The organism is Erysipelatoclostridium sp. MSK.23.31, from assembly GCF_019125875.1.
Lineage (GTDB): Bacteria > Bacillota_I > Bacilli_A > Erysipelotrichales > Coprobacillaceae > Thomasclavelia > Thomasclavelia ramosa.
Window position 1 is genome coordinate 1 of sequence record NZ_JAHOCB010000120.1, and the last position, 650, is coordinate 650.

General features: G+C 29.8%; 2 protein-coding genes. Both read left to right on the top strand.

The window, feature by feature from the left end; translation table 11 throughout:
• Positions 1 to 52 precede the first annotated feature (52 nt).
• The gene (locus tag KSU54_RS18575; RefSeq protein WP_199414235.1) at positions 53 to 334 is read left to right on the top strand and encodes a hypothetical protein; all 282 of its coding nucleotides are present in this window, start codon (positions 53 to 55) and stop codon (positions 332 to 334) included.
• A 6-nt stretch (positions 335 to 340) separates the two neighbouring features.
• The gene (locus tag KSU54_RS18580) at positions 341 to 607 is read left to right on the top strand and encodes a hypothetical protein (protein ID WP_118249216.1); all 267 of its coding nucleotides are present in this window, start codon (positions 341 to 343) and stop codon (positions 605 to 607) included.
• Positions 608 to 650 lie beyond the last annotated feature (43 nt).

Genomic DNA, 650 nt, shown 5'->3' on the forward strand with positions numbered 1-650 from the left:
GATGATATTGAAATAATTGGAAATATATACGAAAACAAGGAGTTATTAGAAGATGACTAAATATAGAAAGAAACCTGTAGTTGTGGAAGCAGTTCGGTGGACGGGAAGCAATTTAGAAGAAATACGTAATTTTGTTGGCAATGATTTAATTGAAAATTATATAGAACATTTTGATATAGAAAGGGCATTAATAAAACAAACGCTAGCTGGAATTGCAATTAACACATTAGAAGGAACAATGAGAGTTAATTATGGTGATTATATCATTAAAGACGTGACAATGAATTACGCCCATGTGAGCCAGATATTTTTGAACAAACTTATGAGGAGGTAATTGAAGATGGGAATTTGGATTAGAAGTCAAGATAAAAAATCATTGTTGTTGTGCAAATCCTTTGATGTGGGTTGCGATAACAATAATTATAATATTTTAGTTAATTATGAATTAAGAAATAATGAAGAATATTACTCCCCAATAGGTTATTATTCGTCAGTAGAAAAAGCGGTTTTAGTGTTGGATATGATACAAAAACATATCGAAACACGTAGCAATAATGTATTTCAAATGCCACGAGATATTATAATAATCGACGACGATGAGGTTTAAATAATGAGATTTTTAACAATGTTAGCAACAAAATGTAAAGTGT

What these genes read in the sequence shown, in the direction of transcription:
- KSU54_RS18575 (WP_199414235.1), top strand. Translation starts at nt 53, where the DNA reads ATGACTAAATATAGAAAGAAACCTGTAGTTGTGGAAGCAGTTCGGTGG.
- KSU54_RS18580 (WP_118249216.1), top strand. Translation starts at nt 341, where the DNA reads ATGGGAATTTGGATTAGAAGTCAAGATAAAAAATCATTGTTGTTGTGC.